The 18,876-nt window shown below is 73.1% G+C and carries 15 protein-coding genes; 10 read left to right on the top strand and 5 right to left on the bottom strand.

Annotated features, from left to right (window positions below; all coding sequences use genetic code 11):
- Positions 1-44: 44 nt before the first annotated feature.
- The 4 genes from ACIQOW_RS04310 to ACIQOW_RS04295 form a co-directional block, all read right to left on the bottom strand.
- Positions 45-2,240, bottom strand: a complete 2,196-nt coding sequence (locus ACIQOW_RS04310) for a 3-hydroxyacyl-CoA dehydrogenase NAD-binding domain-containing protein (protein WP_401079593.1) — start codon at positions 2,238-2,240, stop codon at positions 45-47.
- Positions 2,241-2,269: 29 nt separating this feature from the next.
- Positions 2,270-3,484: an acetyl-CoA C-acetyltransferase gene (locus ACIQOW_RS04305; protein ID WP_401079591.1), complete on the bottom strand. Its 1,215-nt coding sequence runs from the start codon at positions 3,482-3,484 to the stop codon at positions 2,270-2,272.
- Positions 3,485-3,588: 104 nt separating this feature from the next.
- Positions 3,589-4,731, bottom strand: coding sequence for an acyl-CoA dehydrogenase family protein (locus tag ACIQOW_RS04300; RefSeq protein WP_401079589.1), 1,143 nt, complete (start codon positions 4,729-4,731; stop codon positions 3,589-3,591).
- Positions 4,732-4,733: 2 nt separating this feature from the next.
- A complete protein-coding gene (locus tag ACIQOW_RS04295) occupies positions 4,734-5,846 on the bottom strand; it encodes a CaiB/BaiF CoA transferase family protein (RefSeq protein ID WP_401079811.1) in 1,113 nt (370 codons plus the stop codon).
- 309 nt (positions 5,847-6,155) lie between these two features.
- Between ACIQOW_RS04295 and ACIQOW_RS04290 the strand changes: the two genes are divergently transcribed.
- The 10 genes from ACIQOW_RS04290 (at position 6,156) to ACIQOW_RS04245 (ending at position 17,243) form a co-directional block, all read left to right on the top strand.
- Positions 6,156-6,626, top strand: a complete 471-nt coding sequence (locus ACIQOW_RS04290; RefSeq protein WP_401079587.1) for a hypothetical protein — start codon at positions 6,156-6,158, stop codon at positions 6,624-6,626.
- Between the two features lie 19 nt (positions 6,627-6,645).
- A complete protein-coding gene (locus tag ACIQOW_RS04285; protein ID WP_401079585.1) occupies positions 6,646-8,793 on the top strand; it encodes a hypothetical protein in 2,148 nt (715 codons plus the stop codon).
- Positions 8,794-8,798: 5 nt separating this feature from the next.
- Positions 8,799-9,809 carry a hypothetical protein gene (locus tag ACIQOW_RS04280; protein ID WP_401079583.1) on the top strand — a complete coding sequence of 337 codons (1,011 nt, stop codon included), beginning with the start codon at positions 8,799-8,801 and terminating at the stop codon, positions 9,807-9,809.
- A gap of 54 nt (positions 9,810-9,863) precedes the next feature.
- The gene (locus ACIQOW_RS04275) at positions 9,864-10,928 is read left to right on the top strand and encodes a hypothetical protein (protein WP_401079581.1); all 1,065 of its coding nucleotides are present in this window, start codon (positions 9,864-9,866) and stop codon (positions 10,926-10,928) included.
- A 103-nt stretch (positions 10,929-11,031) separates the two neighbouring features.
- Positions 11,032-11,583 carry a GNAT family N-acetyltransferase gene (locus tag ACIQOW_RS04270; RefSeq protein WP_401079579.1) on the top strand — a complete coding sequence of 184 codons (552 nt, stop codon included), beginning with the start codon at positions 11,032-11,034 and terminating at the stop codon, positions 11,581-11,583.
- A gap of 81 nt (positions 11,584-11,664) precedes the next feature.
- Positions 11,665-12,627 carry a hypothetical protein gene (locus ACIQOW_RS04265; RefSeq protein WP_401079577.1) on the top strand — a complete coding sequence of 321 codons (963 nt, stop codon included), beginning with the start codon at positions 11,665-11,667 and terminating at the stop codon, positions 12,625-12,627.
- Between the two features lie 10 nt (positions 12,628-12,637).
- Positions 12,638-13,936 carry a sensor histidine kinase gene (locus ACIQOW_RS04260; RefSeq protein ID WP_401079575.1) on the top strand — a complete coding sequence of 433 codons (1,299 nt, stop codon included), beginning with the start codon at positions 12,638-12,640 and terminating at the stop codon, positions 13,934-13,936.
- A 32-nt stretch (positions 13,937-13,968) separates the two neighbouring features.
- A complete protein-coding gene (locus ACIQOW_RS04255) occupies positions 13,969-14,685 on the top strand; it encodes a response regulator (RefSeq protein WP_401079809.1) in 717 nt (238 codons plus the stop codon).
- A 139-nt stretch (positions 14,686-14,824) separates the two neighbouring features.
- Positions 14,825-15,481: a Pr6Pr family membrane protein gene (locus ACIQOW_RS04250; RefSeq protein ID WP_401079573.1), complete on the top strand. Its 657-nt coding sequence runs from the start codon at positions 14,825-14,827 to the stop codon at positions 15,479-15,481.
- A gap of 280 nt (positions 15,482-15,761) precedes the next feature.
- The gene (locus ACIQOW_RS04245) at positions 15,762-17,243 is read left to right on the top strand and encodes a S41 family peptidase (RefSeq protein ID WP_401079571.1); all 1,482 of its coding nucleotides are present in this window, start codon (positions 15,762-15,764) and stop codon (positions 17,241-17,243) included.
- 3 nt (positions 17,244-17,246) lie between these two features.
- Here the strand turns inward: ACIQOW_RS04245 and ACIQOW_RS04240 are convergent, their stop codons facing one another.
- Positions 17,247-18,860 (bottom strand): ABC-F family ATP-binding cassette domain-containing protein, encoded by a 1,614-nt coding sequence (locus tag ACIQOW_RS04240; protein ID WP_401079569.1) that lies wholly within the window; start codon positions 18,858-18,860, stop codon positions 17,247-17,249.
- Between the last annotated feature and the right edge of the window lie 16 nt (positions 18,861-18,876).

The raw sequence follows: 18,876 nt of genomic DNA, 5'->3' as shown, positions 1-18,876 counted from the left end.
TCCGCGGGTCAGGCCGCGGGTCAGTCCGCGGGTCAGGCCGCGGGTCAGTCCGCGGGTCGGTCCGTGAACGTCCGCCCCTCGGCCGCCACCCGCTCCAGCAGCGCCGGCGGCGCGAACCGCTCGCCGTACGCGGCGGCGAGTTCGCGGGCGCGGGCCACGAAGCCGGCCGGGCCGCCCTCGTACCCGTTGATGTACTGGAACACGCCGCCCGTCCAGGCCGGGAAGCCGATGCCGAGGATCGAGCCCACGTTGGCGTCGGCGACCGAGGTCAGCACGCCCTCCTCCAGGCAGCGCACCGAGTCCAGTGCCTCGCTGAACAGCATCCGCTCCTTGAGGTCCTCGAAGGGGACCTCGCCGCAGCCGTCGGCAGGAGCCCCGGAGAAGTGCTCCAGCAGCCCCGGCCAGAGCCGCCCGCGCGCGCCGTCCTCGCCGTACTCGTAGAAACCGGCGCCGCCGCTGCGTCCCGGGCGGCCGAACTCGTCGACCATCCGGTCGACCACCGCGTCCGCCGGGTGGGGCGTCCAGGTGCCGCCGACGGCCTCCACCGAGCGCCGGTACTCGTCGCGGATCTTGCGTGGCAGGGTGAGGGTGAGCTCGTCCATCAGGGAGAGCACCTTGGCGGGGTAGCCGGCCTGGGCGGCGGCCTGCTCGACGCTGGCCGGGTGGATGCCCTCGCCGACCATGGCGACGCCCTCGTTGAGGAACTGGCCGATCACCCGCGAGGTGAAGAAGCCGCGCGAGTCGTTGACCACGATCGGCGTCCTGTCGATCTGCCGGACCAGGTCGAAGGCGCGGGCCAGGGCCCCGGCACCGGTCCGCGGACCGCGGATGATCTCCACCAGCCGCATCTTGTCGACCGGCGAGAAGAAGTGCAGCCCGATGAAGTCGTCCTGGCGCCGGACGCCTTCGGCGAGCAGCCCGATCGGCAGGGTGGAGGTGTTGGAGCAGAGCAGCGCGTCGGGGCCGACCACGTCCTCGATCTCCTGGAACACCTTGTGCTTGAGCTCGGTGTTCTCGAAGACCGCCTCGATCACCGCGTCGCAGCCGGCCAGGTCGGCGACCTCGGCGGTGGGGGTGATCCGGGCCAGCAGTTCGTCGCGCTTCGCCACGGTGGAGCGCCCGCGCTCGACGGCCTTGTCCAGCAGCCCCGCGGAGTAGGCCTTTCCGCGCTCGGCGGCCTCGGCGCTCACGTCCTTGAGCACGACCTCGATGCCGGCCTTGGCGCAGGTGTAGGCGATGCCCGCGCCCATCATCCCGGCGCCGAGCACCGCGACCTTGCGGACCAGCCGCTTCTCGACGTCCTTCGGGCGCCCGGCACCGGAGTTGACCGCCTGCATGTCGAAGAACAGTGCCTGGATCATGTTCTTGCTGGTCTGCCCGCAGGCCAGCTCGGTGAAGTAGCGGGCCTCGACGGTCATCGCGGTGTCGACGTCCACCTGGGCGCTCTCCACGGCGGCGGCCAGGATGTTGCGCGGGGCCGGGTAGGGCGCGCCGTTGAGCTGCTTGCGCAGGTTGGCCGGGAAGGCGGGCAGGTTCGCCGCGAAGGCCGGGGTGGCCGAGGTGCCGCCGGGGATCTTGTACCCCTTGACGTCCCAGGGCTGGACGGCGGCCGGGTTGGCCTCGATCCAGGCGCGTGCCCGGGCGGTCAGCTCCTCGGGGGTGTCGGCCAGTTCGTGCACCAGCCCGTGCTCCAGCGCCTGCGCCGGGCGGTACTGGCGCCCCTGGAGCAGGAACTTCAGCAGGGCGTCGGTAATGCCGAACAGCCGTACCGTACGGACCACTCCGCCGCCACCGGGCAGCAGGCCGAGGGTGACTTCGGGCAGGCCGAACCGGCCGGCGGGGGTGTCGAGCGCGATCCGGTGGTGACAGGCGAGGGCGATCTCCAGGCCGCCGCCGAGCGCGCTGCCGTTGAGGGCGGCGACGACCGGCTTGCCGAGGGTCTCCAGGGTGCGCAGCGCGCGCTTGATCCGCAGCGACTTCTCGAAGACGGTGCCGGCGTCCTCGGGCCGGGCGGCGGAGAGGATCCGGAGGTCTCCGCCGGCGAAGAAGGTCTTCTTGCCGGAGGTGACCACCACGCCGCGCAGCGCGTCCCCGAGGTTCGCCAGCCGCTCGACGACGGCCTCGAAGTCGGCGGTGAAGGCCTCGTTCATGGTGTTGACGGACTGGGTGGGGTCGTCGAGGACGAGGGTGACCACGCCGTCCTGGTCCTGCTCCCAGCGGATGGTGGTGGTGTCGCTCATGGGGTTCTCCAGATCTGCGGGGAGGGACGTCAGATGCGCTCGACGACGGTGGCGATGCCCATGCCGCCGCCCACGCAGAGGGTGACCAGGCCGTAGCGCAGGTCGCGCCGCTCCAGTTCGTCGATCACGGTGCCGAGCAGCATCGCGCCGGTGGCGCCGAGCGGGTGGCCGAGCGCGATCGCGCCGCCGTTGACGTTCACCTGGTCGTGGCGGAAGCCGAGTTCGCGGATGAAGCGGAGCGCGACCGCGGCGAAGGCCTCGTTGATCTCGACCAGGTCGATGTCGGCGACGGTGAGCCCGGCCTTGGCGAGCGCCTTGTGGGTGGCCGGGGCGGGGCCGGTGAGCATGATGGTCGGCTCGGAGCCGGAGACGGCGGCGGAGACGATCCGGGCGCGCGGGCGCAGCCCGTACCGCTCGCCGACCTCGCGGTTGCCGATGGCCACCAGCGCGGCGCCGTCCACGATGCCGGAGGAGTTGCCCGCGTGGTGGACGTGGTCGATGGCCTCGACCCAGTGGTACTTCTGGAGGGCGACGGCGTCGAAGCCGCCGGCCTCGCCGATGGCGGCGAAGGAGGGCTTGAGGCCGGCCAGGGTCTCGACGGTGGTGCCGGGGCGGATGAACTCGTCGCGCTCCAGCACGATCAGGCCGTTGCGGTCGCGCACCGGGACGACCGAGCGGTCGAACAGGCCGTCCGCCTGGGCCTTGGCGGCGCGGGCCTGGGACTCCGCGGCGAAGGCGTCCACGTCGGTGCGGGAGAAGCCCTCGATGGTGGCGATGAGGTCGGCGCCGATGCCCTGCGGGGCGAAGTCGGTCTCGTACGCGGTCATCGGGTCGGCGAACCAGGCGCCGCCGTCCGAGGCCATCTTCACCCGGGACATCGACTCCACGCCGCCGGCCAGGACGAGGTCCTCCCAGCCGGAACGGACCTTGGCGGCGGCCAGGTTGACGGCTTCCAGACCGGAGGCGCAGAAGCGGTTCTCCTGCACGCCGGCGACGGTGTCGGGCAGGCCGGCCGCGATGGCGGCGATCCGGGCGATGTCGGAGCCCTGGTCGCCGACCGGGCTGACCACGCCGAGCACGATGTCGTCGATCGCGGCCGGGTCCAGCTCGGGGTGGCGGTCGCGCAGTTCGCGGATCAGTCCGACGACCAGGTCGATCGGCTTGGTGCCGTGCAGCGAGCCGGAGGCCTTGCCCCGGCCGCGCGGGGTGCGGATCGCGTCGTAGACGTACGCTTCGGTGGTCACGGTGGAACGCCTTTCAGCGGGTTTTCGGGGCAGCGGGCTTGAGTGGCGGGGGGCCTGCGGAGCAGGAGGCTTGCGGGGGGTCGCGAGGGGTCGTCGGGAACCGCTCAGCCGAGGATGGAGCGGCCGACGATCTCCTTCATGATCTCGGTGGTGCCGCCGTAGATGGTCTGGATGCGGCCGTCGGTGAACGCCCTGGCGACCGGGAACTCACTCATGTAGCCGTACCCGCCGTGCAGTTGGAGGCATCGGTCGGCGGTGCGCTTCTGCAGCTCGGTGGCCCACCACTTGGCCATCGAGGCGTCCGCCGGGGTGAGCGCGTAGCGGTTGTGCTCGGTGATGCAGCGGTCCACGAAGGCCCGGGTGACGGCGCACTCGGTGGCCAGTTCGGCGATCTCGAAGCGGACGTGCTGGAGTTTGGCGAGCGGCCGGCCGAACGCCTCGCGCTGCTTGACGTAGTCGGTGGTGATCTCGACCAGGTACTCGGCGCCGGCGATCGCCGACGCGGCGATGGTGAGCCGTTCCTGGGCGAGGTTCTGCATCAGGTGGACGAAGCCGCCATGCGGTTCGCCGACCAGGTTCTCCTTCGGCACCCGGACGTCCTCGAAGAACAGCTCGGCGGTGTCCTGGGCCTTCTGGCCGATCTTGTCGAGGTTGCGGCCCCGCTCGAAGCCGGGCGTGCCGCGCTCGACGGCCAGCAGGCTGAGCCCGTGCGCGCCGCCCTCCGGGGTGGTGCGGGCGACCACGAGCACCAGGTCGGCGAGGATGCCGTTGGAGATGAAGGTCTTGGCGCCGTTGAGCAGGAAGTGGTCGCCCCGGTCGACGGCCTGGGTGCGGATGCCCTGGAGGTCGGATCCGGTGCCCGGCTCGGTCATCGCGATCGCGGTGATCAGCTCGCCCGAGCAGAAGCCGGGCAGCCAGCGGCGCTTCTGCTCCTCGGTGGCGAGCGAGGTGAGGTACGGGCCGATGATGTCGTTGTGCAGGCCGATCGCCAGGCCGGAGGCACCGGCCCGGGCGAACTCCTCGGCCAGCACGGCGGCGTAGCGGAAGTCCGGGGTGCCGCCACCGCCGTACTCCTCGGGGACGGCGGTGCCGAGCAGGCCCTGCCGGCCGGCCGCGAGCCAGGCGGAGCGGTCGACGATGCCGGCTTTCTCCCAGCGGTCGTAGTGCGGCAGTACCTCCTTGGCGAGGAAGGCCCGCACGGTGCCCCGGAAGTCGTCGTGCTGCTCGGTGAAGATCTCGCGCTGCAACGCTATTCTCCTTGCTCTGCCGCGGGGTTGAGAGAGGGGACGCCCCAGTCGGCGGCCACCTCGGCGGTGTCCGCGCCCGGCCGGGCCGGCGGGCGGCGCAGGGCGCCCGGGGTGGCGGAGAAGCGCGGGGCGGGGGCCGGCTGGGTGACGCCGTCCGCCTCGACGTACGTCCCGCGCGCCGACAGGTGCCCGTCGGCGGCTGCCTGACGCATCGTCAGGACCGGTTCCACGCAGGCGTCGGAGCCGGCGAAGACGGCCTCCCACTCGGACCTGGTCCTGGTGGCGAAGCGGGCGGCGATCAGGGCGCGCAGTTCGGGCCGGCGGGCGAGGTCGTACTGGCCGGGCGCGTCCGGGCCGAGCTCCAGCAGCCGGGCGAACTCCGCGTAGAAGCGCGGCTCCAGCGCGCCGACGGCCAGGTGCCCGCCGTCGGCCGCCCGGTAGACGGCGTAGAACGGTGCGCCGCCGTCCAGCAGGTTGACGCCCCTGCGGTCCTGCCAGTGGCCGGCCGCGAGCAGGCCCCACAGCATGCTGCCGAGGTGCGCGGCGCCGTCCACGATCGCGGCGTCGACCACCTGGCCGGTGCCGGTGGCGCGGGCGTGGTGCAGCCCGGCGAGCAGGCCGACGACCAGGTAGAGCGAGCCGCCCGCGTAGTCGCCGAGCAGGTTGGCCGGGATGCCGGGCGCCTCCTCGGCACCTCCCGGCGCGGCCACCATCCCCAGCACCCCGGCCACCGCCGCGTACCCGAGGTCGTGCCCGGCGGTCGCCGCCCGGGGGCCGTGCTGCCCCCAGCCGGTCATCCGCCCGTAAACCAGCGCCGGGTTGCGCGCCAGACACGCCTCCGGCCCGACCCCGAGCCGCTCCGCGACGCCAGGCCGGTAGCCCTCGATCAGCAGGTCCGCCCGCTGGACCAGGTCCAGCACCCGCCCGGGGCCCTCCGGGGACTTCAGGTCGATCAGCACCGAGCGCTTGTTGCGGTTGCTGAGGTCGTACGCCGGGTCCGTCCCGAGCGGCGAGGGCTCCGGCCGGTCCACCCGCACGACGTCCGCCCCGAGGTCCCCCAGCAGCATCGCCGCGAACGGCCCAGGACCGATCCCGGCGAGCTCGACCACCCGCACACCCGCCAGCGGCCCCTTGGCCTCCGGCGCACCGCTCACGTCACCCACTGGCTGCTGAACCCTTCCGACGGGTTTGACAGTAAAGCTGTCACACTCGGGATGATAGGCAAGCGACCCGCCGGTAACAAGACCTCCGGGCCCGCGCCGAGTCGCCAATTCCCCCTCGGCCGAACCATGGTGAACCGCGCCGCCGCCCGCCCTCCGGACGCGACGGAGGGTGGGTGAGTGCACTGACGGACCACACCTGTACGGTCGTCATACCGCGGCGGAGGAACAACGCTCGGTGACATGGGGAGGAATCGCACACAGATGGTCAGCCCGTACTTCACCACGGGACCGGTCGCACCGGCCCCGGGCCCGACGCCGAGCGCGACGTCCACGTCTGCCGCGAAGTCGCCGTACGCCAACCCGGCTCCGGCTCCGACCCCGTCCCCGGCTCCCGGACCCGGCCCCGTCCTGGGCACCACCCGGCTGGACACCCCGCACGAGCTCAACGCCTCGGCCGGGATGGCCCGGCAGATCGCCACCGACCTGGACAACGCCAACGGCAAGGCCGGCCCCGGCGCGCACAGCCTCACCGAGTACGCGACCACCGCGTCGACCAAGATCCGCGGCTTCTCCTTCGGCGGCGCCCTCACCAGCAGCACCGAGCGGTGGATGCAGCAGTGCAAGACGCTGCACGACAAGCTCGGCACCACCGCCGGAAACCTCGACAGGACCCAGCAGTCCTACAGCGCCAACGAGACCAGAACCGCCGCCGACCTCCGCGCGGGCCAGTAGCAGGGAGGGGAACAGACAGATGGTGTCCTTCAAGGAACTGCACGAGGCCGACTTCGCCGCGGTCAACGACGCCGCCGAGGCGTGGTCCGGCGTCGCCAAGGCCCTCACCTCCCTGGACGGCCGGGTCGCCAAGGACCTCACCAGCACCGCGCAGCGGGCCGGCTGGAAGGGCGCGGCCGCCGACGAGGCGACCAGGACCCTGCAGGGCGTCGACAGCGACTTCAAGCAGGCCTCGGCCGTCGCCACCGCGCTCGCCGCGATCATGAAGACCGCCGCCGAGGACTTCGCCGCCGCCCGGCGCGACCTCGACGCGGCGCTCCACGACGCCCAGGGCGACAGCAGCCTGAGCGTCACCGCGGACGGTGCGGTCAACTGGACCGTGCCGAAGGAGTCGCGGAACGACCCCGAGGCCGAGCGCACGATCCGGGCCAACGCCCAGGCGCTGTCGGACCGGCTCGGCAAGGCCGTCGCCAAGGCCACCGCCGCCGACCAGCGGGCCACCGTCGATCTCCAGGCCGACATCGGCACCAGCACCACCGCCTTCAACCCCGCCCCGGGCGGCGCCGGTCCGGTCGCCGACGCCAAGCGGGCCACCGACCTGATGTCCAAGGCCGGCAGCCTCTCCGACGACCAGCTCAAGCAGTTGCAGGCCCTGATGGCCGCCAACGCGGAGAACAAGGACTTCTCCACCACGCTGCTCAACGGCCTCAACGCCGGCGGCAAGACCGGCCCCGAGGCCCTGCTGGAGTACAGCAAGGTCTACGACGGCCTGGCCCGCGGCAACCACAACGCCGCGGGCTACCAGGACGTCTACAAGAACCTGTCCGTCGCCCTGGCCACCGCCACCCGCGACGGCGGGATGGGCAAGGAGTGGCAGGACGGCCTGCTCGCGGCCGCCCGCCGCCCCGGCGGCTCGGCGGCCGGGTGGAACGACAACTACCCGGCGCTGACCTCGCTGATGGGCGCGGGCGGCACGTACGACAAGCCGTTCCTGCTCAAGGTGAGCAACGACCTGGTCGACTACGAGCGGAACAGCAAGACCAAGGGCGAGGAGCTGTGGGGCCCGGACTACTCCTTCAAGGTCCCCGAGGGCGACCCGCTGACCCCGCTGGTGAAGCTGATGAAGGACGACCCGGCGACGTCCCAGGAGTTCCTCGACCCGAGCCGCAACAAGAACCTGACGTACCTGCTCAAGGACCGCGTCTGGCTCGACGAGGACGCGGAGAACAGGCTCCCCGCCGAGGTCCTGCGCAGGACCTCCCACGGGATGTTCGGCGAGATGCTGCAGGCCGCGGCGACCATGCCCGACCCGAACGCGCCCCAGAATCCCGCCCTGCACGACAGGGCCAGCGCACGGATCATGGACGAGACGCTCAAGGCCCTCGGCGGGAACGACCCGAAGGACGCGTCGGTCACCACGGTCCTCCGCAGGCCGGTCGCCGAGATGCTCGCCGGCTACGCCCCCGACATGCACGAGGTCCTCAGCAAGGATCTGCAGAACCCGTCCCAGCCGAACGGGCTGACCGCCAAGCCGGAACAACTGCTGCGCGTGGTCCGCGGCACCCTGGAGGACCCGGAGAACTTCCAGATCATCCACCAGGCCGAGTCCCGGGAGATCGCCCGCCGCCTCGACGAATTCGGGGCCGACTCCTTCCAGCCCGACAAGACGGGGCGCCCGGACCACAAGCTCTCCGCTTTCACCCAGGAGTCCGCGAAGGCCCTCGGAGGTCTCGACGCGGCGTTCGCCAAGGCGACCGTCGACCACGCGGACGAGAAGAAGGCCGACATCGACTGGCAGCAGAGGATGAACTACCACTACCTCGGCACGCCCGCGAACGCGATCCCGCAGCTCGTCCTGCCAGGCATCTCGAACGTGGTGCCGCTGGGTGACATCGCACAGCGCCTCGTCGACGTCGGGACCGCCTCGTACGCGAACCAGGCCAAGGCGGAGATCGACACGAGCACGGCCACCGATGTGAGTTCCCGGTACTCGGCGGGACGGCACCAGCTGGACGCGATGATCGCGGAGAAGGCGAACCAGTACGGTGCCGGCGGCCAGAGCGCCGACGACACCGGCAGCATTCCGCACCACCTGATGCAGGGCGTGGAATCCTTCTACAACACCGGAATCGACACCGCTTACCACAGCGCCTACGGCAAGGCGTGAGCGCCGTGAAGACAGAGAAGACCGACCACGACAAGGAGTCCGGCGACCTCGGCGAGCCGCGCTCCCGACGGCGTCGCCCGCGGGCCGGAATCCTGGCGGCAGTGCTGGCCACGGCGGTCGGCGGCTCGCTGCTGCTGACGGTCAACCTGACCAACACCTTCGGACCGGACAGCGTGTGCGAGGGCGCGGTGAGCGCGGACGCGCTGAACGACGCGCTCGGGTGGGGCAGGGTCAGCGCGAAGACGTACGGCGACGGGAAGCTGGACACCCCGGGCGCGTCCTGCGTGGCGACGGTGAGCAACGGGATCTTCGGCAACGAACGGATCGTCGTCATCGAACTCCCCAAGGCCGGGGACCTCACCAGGTTCAAGGTCGACGCGGAGTCCCAGCTGTTCACCGCCGCGGCGAACGGGGGCGCGGCCGGCGCCGTGCACAAGTCGTCGTACGCCTTCGCGCTGTTCCCGGAGAGCTGCGACAAGGGCCAACGGGCCACGGTCAAGTCCGCTTCCTCCGACGCCCCGAAGCTCGCCGGGCTCGCCACCTCGGTGGCCAACCGTGTCGCGGCGCAGCAGGGTTGCGGCGGCACGCCGCTCCCCGCGCCGGGCCGGCTGGTCCCGGCGGGCACGGACCGCCCGCTCAACCGCGGCGCCGTGTGCGGCCTGCCGGGGCTGACGATGCCCGACACGCCCGGCGGCCCCGCCTACCAGGAGACCGTGACCACCGCGACCGATCCGCTGTGGGCCTGCAGCATCCACTCGGACGCGGACCTCAGGTCCTCGATCACCTTCCTCATCGGCACCGACACCCGTCTCGTCCAGCCGTGGACGCTCGACTCCAAGCCGGCGTTCGGCCGGGCCCAGTGGGTCGGACAGCACGAGGTGACGGCGACCTGCCAGGGGAAGCCCACCCGGTTCCGGTTCGAGGCGGACGGTTTCCGAGACCTCGTCGACAAGACGACCTGGGAGCGGTTCCTCACCGCCGGCGGCGAGGCGATCGGCTGCGAGCCGATCCTCTGACCGGTCCGGCCGACAGCACGGCACAGCACAGCACGACGAGGGAGCATGCGGGCGATGGGGAACGAGGGCGAGGACGGGGCCGTCGGCGGCCTCGCCGGGCGGGTCGACGCGGCGCTCGACCGGCGGGGGTTCACCACCTGGCCGCTGCGGGTGCGGGCGGCGGTCGCCGTGGCGGGGGTGGCGGCGGTCGCGGCCGGGGCGGGGACGTTCCTGGCGCACAACCTGACCAACGCGTTCGGGCCGGACAGCGTGTGCGAGGGCACGGTGAGCGCGGACGCGCTGAACGACGCGCTCGGGTCCGGCCAGGTGAGCGGCAAGATGACCGGTGACGGGCAGTTGGGCGACGGCACGTCCGACTGCACGGCGACGGTGAGTCACGGGATCTTCGGCAACGAGCGGCACGTCGTCGTGGCGTTCCGCCAGGCCCCGGACCTCGGCCCCTATCAGACCTCCTCCGGGGCCCGGCTGTTCGCCGCCTCGGCGAACGGAGGCGCGAGCGGAGCGGCTCGCGACGCATCGGCATGGGCGCTGCTTCCCGAGGGGTGCGGCGGCGGGTCGCAGGTCGAGGTCACGTCCTTGGGCGATGGCGGACCCGGTGCCGGGAAGCTCTCCCGCCTCGCGGTGGCGGCGGCGAACGGCCTCGCCGCGGACAAGGGGTGCGGGAAGTCCCCGCTCCCCGCTCCCCACGAGCTGTCGCGGGCCGGGCAGGAGCACGACCTGGATCCCGCCTCGGTCTGCGGCCTGCCCGGGTTCGCCGCGTCCGCCGGCGCCGGAGGAAAGAGCTACAAGGAGAGCGTGAACACCGCGTTCGACCCGTTGTGGGTCTGCCGGATCAGCACCGACCGGGGCAGCACCGCGATCTCCTTCTCCATCGCGACCGAGCCCCGGGTCCGCGGCCCGCTGCCCGAGAAGGACGCCTCGCCCGCGTTCGGCCGATCGCGTTGGGCCGGGGTCCCGATCACGAGGAGGGAAGTGGTGGCGACCTGCCAGGGCAGGCCGGCCTACTTCCGGATGGACTCCGACCTCACCGTCCGGGAACCGCTGCCCGGCACCGACGAGACGTGGAAGCAGTTCCTCACCGCCGGCGGCAAGGCGATCGGCTGCGAGCCGATCCTGTAGGGCCCGGTGCGGTCGGAAATGGGCGGGCGGAAATGGGCGGGCGGCCAATCGAGTAATAGTCTATCTTGCGATAGACCTATTACTCGGAACACGGGGACGCGCCATGACCACCACTGACCACACCTCCCGCACGACCGTCGCCGTCTCCGAGCGCCTCGTGCTGACGCGGCCGCAGGAGGGCGACGTGGAGGCGGTGTTCGCGATCCACGGTGATCCGGAGACCAACCGGTACAACCCCCACGGACCGCACCGGGACCGGGCGGCGAGCCGGGAGATGCTGGACGGGTTCGTCGCCGACTGGGTGCGGGACGGGGTGGGGTACTGCGCCGTCGCCACCAGGGAGGACCCGGGGACGGTCATCGGGTTCGCCGGGCTGTACCTGCACACGCTGGACGGGGAGCGGGTGTTCAACCTCTACTACCGCTTCCGGCCGTCCGCCTGGGGCCTCGGGTACGCGGCGGAGGCGGCCAGGGCGTCGATGGCCGAGGCGCTGCCGCGCTTCCCCGGCATCCCGGTGATCGCCCTGATCCGGGCCGACAACCTGCCCTCGCGCCGGCTCGCCGAGCGGCTCGGGCTGGTCGCCGACCCGGACGGCCGCACCGACGAGGAGGACCGGGTGATCCACCGGACGGCTCCGGTCACCGCGTCGGTCTGAGCCGGAGATCCCCCGCCCGGGGGAGGGGGATCGCGCCCCGGACGGAGGCCCCGGGGCGGGGCCCCGCGGGACCGTGGGGGCATGAGAACCAACGAGAACGTGGTGCGGGCCGGGGCGGCCTGGACGGCGGTGGCGGCGACCGTGCCGTACCTGACGCTGAAGCTGCTCTGGCTGACCGGACACCCGGTGGGGGTGGACGATCCCGGCGCGATGGACCGGCTGTGGCTGCTCAACCTGCTGACCTTCGGCATGGACGCGATCGCCGTGGCGCTGGCGCTGGCGTTCGTCCGGCCGTGGGGGCGGCGGGCGCCGGCCGGGCTGGTGGCGTTCCCGATGTGGGTGGCGACCGGGCTGCTCGGCACGATCCTGGTCGCGCTGCCGCTGTACCTGCTGAGCCTCCTGGTGCTCGGCCCGGAGCCCGCCGACCCGGAGGAACAGGGCCTCGGCGGCTGGGTCTTCCTCGTCGTGTACGGCGGCTTCGCCGTCCAGGGCCTGGCGCTGCTCACCGCCTTCGCCCTGTACGCCCGCCGGCGCTGGGCCGGGCTGCTGCGGGAGCGGATCGGCGACCTGCCCGACTCCCCCACCGTGACCGTGCAACGCGTCCTCGCCTGCGTCGCCGCGCTGCTCGCCGCGGGCGTCGCGGCGGGCCGGGCCTACTGGGCGCTCGGCGGCACCGCCGGACTGCCGCAGGTCATGGCGGAGGACCGGAACCGGGGCGTGGCGGTGATGAACGGGGTGACCGCGGTGATGGCCGTGGCCGCGGTGGCGGCGCTGCTGGTCCTCGTCTTCCGGATCCGTCCGGGGCGCCGGCTGCTGGTGCCGCTGCTGGTGGTCTGGACGGCGGCCGGGTCGCTGTTCGGCTGGGGCGGCTGGCAGTTGGTGGCCTTCGGAGCGACGACGACCCGGGTGACCGAGCTGCGGATGGCCGTGCCCGGGCTGACGCCCCTGGTGCAGACCGCCCAGGTGGTGGTGGCGGTGCTGGTCCTGGCGGTCGGAGCGATCGCGCTGACCGAACGGGCGGCCTCCGCCCGGCCGCTGCCGTAGAGTCACGCGGGTGATCACGGGGGTGAACGGGCGCCGGCGGCGCACCGCGGGAGTGGGCGGCCGCCTGCGGCGCACCGCGGGGGCGGCGGTCGGGCGGCGGGCCCGGCTGCGCTGGGTGCACCTGGTGCTGGGCGGCGCGCTGCTGATGCCGTACTGGATGCTGTCGGTGGTGCTGTTCGGGGCACTCAACCCGGACCAGTCCCCCGCCCGCCAACTGCTGCTGTACGTCCTGTCGTTGCTCACCTCGGTGCCGATGGCCGCCGTCACCGCGCTGGTGCCTGTGGTGCGGGGGCTGGAGGGCGCGACGGCACGGGCGCTGTGTTCGGTGGTCCGGCCGGAGGAGCTGGCCACCGGACCGGCCCGCTCCTGGGCGGCCCGGTGGCGCACCGCGCTCTGGTACGTGCTGCACGTCGTGTTCGGCGGGGTGGTCGCCGGGATGACGCTGGCCGGCACGCCGTTCGCGGTGGTGCTGGTCCTCGGTTTCTCGGGGACCGAGGAGTTCGTCCGGATGTGGGAGCGGCACCTCCCCTCCGTACCGGCCCTCGGCCCGGTCCTCGGCCTCGGGGTGCTGCTGCTGATCGTCGGCACCAACGCGGTCTGCGGAGCGCTGCTCGCCCGCTGGGCGCCCGCCCTGCTCGGCCCGACCCCGGAGGAGCGGGTGGCCGCCGCCGAGCGCCGGGCCACCGTGCTCGCCCAGCGCAACCGGCTGGCCCGCGAGCTGCACGACTCGGTCGGGCACGCGCTCAGCGCGGTCGGCATCCAGGCCTCGGCCGCCGCCCGGGTGCTGCGCAGCAACCCGGACTTCGCCGCCGAGGCGCTGGCGGCCATCGAGGAGACCGCCCGGGCGGCCGTCGCCGAACTGGACGCCGTGCTGGGGCTGCTGCGCGAGGAGGACCCGGAGGCCGCCGGCCCGGCCGGCCCCACCCTCGCGGGACTGGACGACCTGCTGCGCCAGCTCGGCCGCGCCGGAGTGGTGGTGGACGCCGAGCTGGCGCCCGGGCTGGCCGGCCTGCCCGAGCCGGTCTCCCGCGAGGCGTACCGGATCGTGCAGGAGGGCCTGACCAACGTGCTGCGGCACGCCGGGCTCGCCCGGGCCGGACTGCGGGTCGGGCTGGCCGACGGCCGGCTGGAGATCGAGCTGGCCAACCCGCTGGGCGCCGCCCGTCCGAGCCGGCCCGGCGGCGGGCGCGGGCTGCGCGGGATCGGGGAACGGGCCGCGGCCCTGCACGGCGGCAGCACCGCGGGGCCGGACGAGGACGGAACGACGTGGCGGCTGGCCGTCTGGCTGCCGGTGGGAGGGACGACGTGAACCAGGGCGGGAACGTGCGCGCGGACGAGGGCATGGACGAGGACGTGAACGGGGACGCGAACGACGGTGCGGCCCGGGGTGCCGACCGCATCCGGGTGGTGATCGCGGACGACGAGCGGCTGGTCCGCCTCGGCCTGCGGGTGGTGGTCGACAGCGAACCGGACCTCACCGTGGTCGGCGAGGCCGCCGACGGTGCCGAGGTCGTCCCGCTGGTGCGCGAACTGCGCCCGGACGTGGTGCTGATGGACGTCCGGATGCCCGGCATCGACGGCATCAGGGCCACCGAGCAGCTGGTCGGCGGGATGACCCCGCCGCCGCGCGTCCTGGTGGTCACCACCTTCGAGCACGACGACCACGTGTACGACGCGCTGCGCGCGGGCGCCGCCGGGTTCCTGCTGAAGCGGGCCCGGGCGGAGGAGATGGTGCAGGCGGTCCGGCTGGTCGCGCGCGGGGACTCGCTCCTCTTCCCGGCGGCCGTCCGCGAACTGGCGCTGCGTCACGGCGCGGACCGGCGGCGGGAGGCCGGGCCGGCGGAGCGGGGACCGATCGGGCGGCTGACCGAGCGGGAGGGGCAGGTGCTGCGGCTGATGGCCACCGGGCTCAACAACGGTGAGATCGCCCGGGAACTGGTGGTGAGCCAGGAGACGGTGAAGACCCACGTCGGCAGCGTGCTGGCCAAGCTGGGCGCGCGGGACCGCACCCAGGCGGTCATCGCGGCGTACGAGTCGGGCTTCGTGCTGCCGGGCTGACGCCCCACCCGGGTCCGGCGGCGGACGCGGCCCGGGCGTCGAACACGGATTCCCGTCCGGCCGGAACCAGCGAGTAGAGTGCGGTCTTTCCCCCGACGCCCGATACCTCCCGTATCGCCTGGAAAGAACTGGTGGCCGCATGAATGTCCGGACCCGCCCCGCGCTGTGGTGGCGCATGGGGATCGTGCTCTCGGCGGGCCTCGGCCTGACGCTCGGAACCGCGCCGCTGGTGTACTTCACCGTGCAGAGCAACGTGATCGTGTTCGGCTACTTCGTCGGCGCGGTGTACTGGATGACCAAGCGCGGCACCGTGGACGCGCCCGCGCCCCGACTGCGCGGCGCCGCCACGCTGTACATCCTGATCACCGGGCTGGTCTCGCACGTCCTGCTCGAACACGGCGCCAACCCACTGCCCGGGCTGGTCAGCGGGCCGGACAGGCTGGCGCACTGGTCGTCCTTCTTCCTGCACTACGTGACGCCGGTGATGGTGATCGCCGACTGGCTGGTGCTCAAGCCGCGCAACGCCGCGGCCTGGAAGGACATCCCGCTCTGGCTGGCCTTCCCGCTCGGCTACGCCGCGATCGTGCTCACCCGCAACGCGCTGTTCGACGACTACCCGCTGCCCTACCCCTACTTCTTCTTCGACCCGACCACCGAGGGCTACGGCTACGTCTGGGGCCAGATCGCCCTGCTGACCGTCGAGTTCGTGGTGCTCGCCGCGCTCGTCGTCGGGCTGGACAGGCTCGGGACACGCATCGCGGGCAGGCTCCGGCCGACGACCGCCACCCGGGCCTGACCCGACGGGGGACCGGTCCGGAAAAGACCCACGCGGAGCAGATCGCAACGACCACGGGGTCAAAGGCAGTTGGGCCCGCAGACGGCGGATTTCCACCCGCAGTCAAAACGGTCGCTGTCCAGACCGCCGGGGACCATTCCGCCCGGCTCCGATGCGCCCGGAGGAGTAAGCGGGTGCGGCTCGGCGGATGACGCCCGGGCGGCGGGGCCGGCCGTAGCGTCGACGGCAGCGGTGGCGGAGGGGTTCCGCGGGGGAGACCGGGGTTCGGCGGAGGCCGGAGATGACACGCAGGAACATGGGCAGGGCGGCGGCCGCGGCGGTGGCGCTCGCGACGGCGGTGGGGCTGGCGGCGCCGGGGGCGGCCGCCGCCCAGGGGGAACGGGCGAACCGGCTGGACGGGTTCTGGCGGACGGACGGCTACGGGATGGTGATCGCGGTCTCCGGTGACCGGCTGACCACCTTCGACGTGACCGCGCACGGCTGCGTACCGGGGTGGATCGCCGGGACGCGGACCGGGGCGCCCGGCCCGGACGGCACCATCCGGTACAGCGTGGGCAACCTCGGCCTGACGCTCACCCCCAAGGGCCGGAACCGGGCCGTGGAACACGAGGAGGGCGGGCTCGGCGGCAAGACGCTCAACCGCCTGGACGCCCTGCCGCCGCTGTGCGCCGGGCCCGCCCCGAACGACCCGCCCGCGGTCTTCGACCGGTTCTGGGAGGACTTCGAGGAGAACTACCCCTTCTTCGCCGCCAAGGGCATCGACTGGCACGCCGTCCGGGACGAGAAGCGGCGCACGATCACGGCGACGACGACCGCCGACCAGTTGCAGGCCGTCTTCACGGACATGCTCCGCCCGCTCGGCGACGCGCACACCGGGCTGGGCCGGGTGGTCGACGGGCATGCCAGGGAGGTCTTCAGCGGGCAGCGGCCGGGATCGACGGTGCTCACCGAGGAGCAGACCGGGCGGGCCCGGCAGGCCTCGGCCGCCCAGCTCACCGGCCCCGAGCAGCTCTTCGCCGACGGCCGGCTCGGCGTGGGCCGACTGCCCGGCGGCGTCGGCTACTTCCGGGTGAGCAGCTTCAACGACTACACCGACGGCGACTTCCGGAGCCAGGTCGACGAACTGGACCGGGCGCTGGACGCCCTGCTGACCGGGCCGGACCGGCTCACCGGCCTGGTCGTCGACGTGCGGCTGAACGGCGGCGGCTCGGACGCGCTCGGGTTGCAGATCGCCGCCCGGCTCACCGACCGCCCGTACGTCGCCTACCGGAAGGTGGCGCGCAACGACCCCGCCGACCCGACGAAGTTCACCCGGCCCCAGCCGATCACCGTCCGGCCCTCGGCGGGCGCGCGCTTCACCGGGCCGGTCGCGGTGCTCACCTCCTCGGTCTCCACCAGCGCGGCGGAGACCTTCACCCAGGCCATGACGGGCCGCTCGCCGCGGGTGCTCCGGGTCGGCGAGAACACCCAGGGTGTCTTCTCCGACATCATGATCAAGACGCTCTCGCCGGACTTCCTGGCCGTCCTGCCGAACGAGAAGTACCTCACCAGGGACGGCAGCACCTTCGACGGCCCGGGCATCCCGCCGGACGTCCGCACCCCCGTGTTCACCGCCGACGAGCTGGCCGCGCTCAGGGACTCGGCCCTGAGCACGGCCCGCCGGATGCTCGCCCAGGGCGCCCGGGGAGACCGGAACGCCCAAGGCGATCAGGGTGACCAGGCAGGCCAGGACGCCCAGGGCGACCAGGACCGGCAGCGGTAGGCACTACATCGGATCCACCGCCCGCAGTGCGCCGTCCAGCTCCAGCCACCGGGTGAGGCCCAGCCCCCGCAGGAACGGCAGGTCGTGGCTGGCCACGATCAGCGCGCCCCGGTAGGCGGCCAGCGCCTGGGTGAGCTGGCGGACACTGGCGAGGTCCAGGTTGTTGGTCGGCTCGTCGAGCAGCAGCAGCTGCGGCGGCGGGTCGGCCAGCAGCAGGGCGGCCAGCGTCGCGCGGAACCGCTCGCCGCCGGAGAGGGTGGCGGCGGGCCGGTCGGCCCCGCCGCCGCGGAACAGGAAGCGGGCGAGCCGGGCGCGGACCGCGTTGTCCCCGGCGCCGGGGGCGAACAGCTTGACGTTCTCCACGACCGAGCGCTCGTCGTCCAGCAGGTCGAGCCGCTGCGGGAGGTGCCGCAGCGGCACCGGGGTGGTGACCTCTCCTTCCAGCGGGGTGAGTTCGCCCGCGATGGTGCGCAGCAGGGTGGTCTTGCCGGCGCCGTTGCGGCCGACCAGGGCGATCCGCTCCGGCCCGCGCAGGTCGAGGTCGGCGATGGTGCCGTACGGCAGCCTGACCTTGTCCAGGGCGAGCACGGTGCGCCCGGCCGGGACGGCGGTGCGCGGCAGGTCGATCCGGATCTCGGCGTCGTCCCGGACGGCCTCCTCGGCCACGCTGAGCCGCGCCTTGGCCTCCTCCAGGCGCTCGGTGTGCATGCCCTGGAGCCGGCCCGCCGTCTCCTGGCCCTTGCGTTTGAGCATCCCGGCGAAGATGTGCGGGTCGTTGCGGGTGACCGAGCGCTTCTTGCCGTACACGGCGCTGCGCTCCAGCCGGGTGCGGGCCTCGACCAGGTCCCGCTTCTGGCGCTGGACGTCGGCCTCGGCGTTGCGGAGCAGCCGCTCGGCCGTCTCCTGCCGGGTGGCGACGGCGCGTTCGTACGCGTCGAAGTTTCCGCTGTACCAGGTGACTTCGCCGTCCCTGAGGTCGGCGATCCGGTCGACCCGGCGGAGCAGCTCGCGGTCGTGGCTGACGACCAGCAGCACACCCTTCCAGTCGGCCACCGTCTCGTAGAGCCGCTCACGGGCGGCCCGGTCGAGGTTGTTGGTGGGCTCGTCCAGCAACAGCACGTCGGGGCGGGCCATCAGCAGGGCGGCCAGCCGTAGCAACACCGCCTCGCCGCCGGAGAGTTCGCCGGTGGTGCGGTCGAGGCCGAGGCGGTGCAGGCCGAGCCGGTCGAGGGTGGCGCGGGCGCGCTCCTCGACGTCCCAGTCGTCGCCGATCGCGTCGAAGTGGCGCTGCTCCGTGTCGCCGGACTCGATGGCGTGCAGGGCCTCGCGGGCGGCGCGGATGCCGAGCGTCTCGTCCACCCTCAGGGTGGTGTCGAGCGTCAGCCCCTGGGGCAGGTAGCCGAGTTCGCCGTCGACCCGGACGGTGCCGCCGGTCGGGGTGAGTTCGCCGGCGATCAGCCGCAGCAGGGTGGACTTGCCCGCGCCGTTGAGCCCGATCAGGCCGGTGCGGCCGGTGCCGACGGCGAGCTGGAAGCCCTCCAGGACGGGCTTGCCGTCGGGCCACTCGAACGACAGCTCGGTGCAGAGGACGGCGGTGGTGGTGGGGTGTTGTGCCATACAGGCCTCCCGGGGG

This window comes from Kitasatospora sp. NPDC091335 (assembly GCF_044757205.1).
GTDB lineage: Bacteria > Actinomycetota > Actinomycetes > Streptomycetales > Streptomycetaceae > Kitasatospora.
Note: the sequence above shows the minus strand (reverse complement) of the source record. Positions and strands in the feature narration are given on the sequence as shown.